This is a genomic window from Thermovirga sp., from assembly GCA_012523215.1.
Classification (GTDB): domain Bacteria; phylum Synergistota; class Synergistia; order Synergistales; family Thermovirgaceae; genus 58-81.
The window spans coordinates 1-2,360 of sequence record JAAYIZ010000026.1 but is presented as its reverse complement, the minus strand read 5'-3'; the positions used below and the strand labels follow the sequence as shown (position 1 = coordinate 2,360).

At 61.1% G+C, this 2,360-nt stretch carries 3 protein-coding genes; 1 reads left to right on the top strand and 2 read right to left on the bottom strand.

Annotated features, from left to right (window positions below; translation table 11 throughout):
- Positions 1–813: SDR family oxidoreductase (locus GX108_00820; GenBank protein ID NLO55592.1), on the top strand; the 813-nt coding region annotated here is incomplete at its 5' end.
- Positions 814–921: 108 nt separating this feature from the next.
- Here the strand turns inward: GX108_00820 and yedF are convergent.
- Positions 922–1,539: a sulfurtransferase-like selenium metabolism protein YedF gene (yedF, locus tag GX108_00815; GenBank protein ID NLO55591.1), complete on the bottom strand. Its 618-nt coding sequence runs from the start codon at positions 1,537–1,539 to the stop codon at positions 922–924.
- Positions 1,540–1,558: 19 nt separating this feature from the next.
- Positions 1,559–2,360: selenide, water dikinase SelD (selD, locus tag GX108_00810; protein NLO55590.1), on the bottom strand; the 802-nt coding region annotated here is incomplete at its 5' end.

The window sequence follows — 2,360 nt, the reverse complement described above, 5'->3', positions numbered from 1 at the left end:
GGGGCGGCGTCGGGCATAGGGCTGGCCCTCATTGAGGAGCTGCTGGCCTACGGGGCGGAGAAGGTCGTGCTCGCGGACTTTAACGCCGTGAACCTGAAAAAGCATACCGACCGTCTTTCGGCCGAATATCCCGGGAGAGTTAAGGGCATCCTCTGCGACGTGACGAAGGAGAACGAGGTCGTGGACATGATCGCCGAGGCCGCGGAGTTCTTCGGCGGGAGGATCGACCTGCTGATCAACAACGCCGGGGCGGGAGTTATGGGGATGTTCACCGAGTCGTACCCTCCCATACCCGAGAAGGATCGCCACGGGATGATCGTCCAGACCAACAAGGACTGGGAAAAGGCCTTCGCCCTCAACTTCTACGGGGCGCTGTACGGTTGCCGCGAGGTTATTCCCATAATGCAGAAGAACGGAGGCGGGCAAGTGATCAACGTGATCTCGGGCATAGCCTTCTACCCCATGGCTTACCAGTCGATGTACGCGGCCACCAAGGCGGCCCTGAACGGCCTGACCCTTTCCCTGCGCTACGAGTACTGGGACGATAACATCAAGTTCAACGCCGCCACGCCCGGCACGACGGCCACGGCTATCTGGGGCGATATGGCCCCGCCGCCGACCGCCCAGACCCCCCAGCAGTCGGCAAGGCGCATCCTGGCCCAGGCCGCGAAAAACAGGCGGGTCATATTCGGCGACGACCCGGACGAGGCGGGGGCGAAAAACTGCTTCCACCCGGATCACGAGGATATACCCGACACCTACCTTCTGGAGGTGGCAAGGGCCAGAAGGAGCGGCGAGTCCACCCGGGTCTAGAGGCACGGCCCGGTTTCCTAGCAACGCCGACAGGGTGGGCGAGCCCCAGGGGCCGCCCACCCTCTTTGCAGGGTGCTGTCCGGGCTGGGAGAAGATCTCCCCGTGCGGTCAGATGCTGATGGTATTACTCGCCCCGGCCATCTTTTCCGTTATTCCATACATGTCGGCTACGCTGCCGACGGCCAGTTTGCCCTGCAGCTCGAAGTAATTGATGCAGGTCCCGCAGGACAGGATATTCGTCCCGGCGGCTTCCAGTCTTTTCAGGTCATCGATCGCGCTGGAGCCTTCGGCCGTCAGAAACACCCCTGAATTGAAGAAAACCACCGATTCGGGAGGTGTCTTGAGCTCGGTCAGGGAGTAGATGAATCCCTTGACCAAGATCTTGCCCAGTTCGTCGGAACCAGCCCCCATGCCGTCCTTGCCGATCACGACGACCATTCTTTCGGGAGCCGCGGAAGGGCGGACCTCGCCTTGTTCGCTCCTCTCCTCTTCAACAGCGGGGGCCGCGGCGCCGCTTTTAACGATAAGGACATCGAAAAGGCCCGACGAAACCTCCTGGTAAGAAAAATCGTACCCGTAGCCCCTGGCCATTTTCTCCAGGTTCTGTACCGCCACGATGTTGTCCACTTTCACGGTGACGGCCTCCACGTCCCCTTGCCCCAGCGCTTTTTTTGCTTTGATAACGGGTATGGGGCACGGCTGCCCCAGGACATCGATAGTTTTCATGGCCGACCTCCTCTTCCTGCTAGAACAGGATGATATCCCTGTCCCGGGTGACTATCTCCCCAATGACCCTCGCGGCGGGGTCTCCGGTCTGTATCTCCGCCAGTAATGCGGCCGCCTGGCCCTCCTTTACGGCGATGAGCAGCCCGCCGGAGGTCTGGGGATCAAAAAGCAGTTCCTGCAAGGCGAAGGGCAAACCGGAGACGTCGGCCTTGCCCGCCAGGAAGTTGCGGTTCCGCTGGCCCGCGGCGGTGACCAGGTACTCCTCGGCGTACTGGTAGGCCTCTTCGAAATAGGGGATCTCCCCCGGGTAGAGCAGGATTGAAACTTTGTCCGAAGCCATCTCCAGCATGTGCACCATCAGGCCGAAACCAGTGATATCGGTGCAGGCGCTGACCGTATAGTTCCGCATCTTTTCCGCCGCGTATTTGTTCAGGCGCTCCATCGCGGCCACGGCCTTGTCGACGGCTGCCCAGCTGGCGACCTCACCCCGCAGGGCCGCCATGATGATCCCGGTGCCGAGGGGCTTCGTCAGTATGAGTTTATGCCCCCGTTCCGGCGTGTCGTTCCTGATAATACGGCCGTTATCGATGATCCCCGTCACGGCCAGGCCGTACTTCGGCTCCTTGTCGTATATAGAATGCCCGCCCGCCAGGACGGCCCCCGCCTCCATGACTTTTTCCGCGCCGCCCGTCAGTATCTCGTTCAGGATCTCCAGGTCCAGGGACTCAGGGAAACAAACCAGGTTCAGGGCCGTTAAAGGTTCGCCTCCCATGGCGTAGATGTCACTGAGAGCGTTCGTCGCCGCTATCCTGCCAAAGGTG

Coding starts and splice junctions, on each gene's coding strand:
- yedF (NLO55591.1), bottom strand. CDS start 1,539: ATGAAAACTATCGATGTCCTGGGGCAGCCGTGCCCCATACCCGTTATC.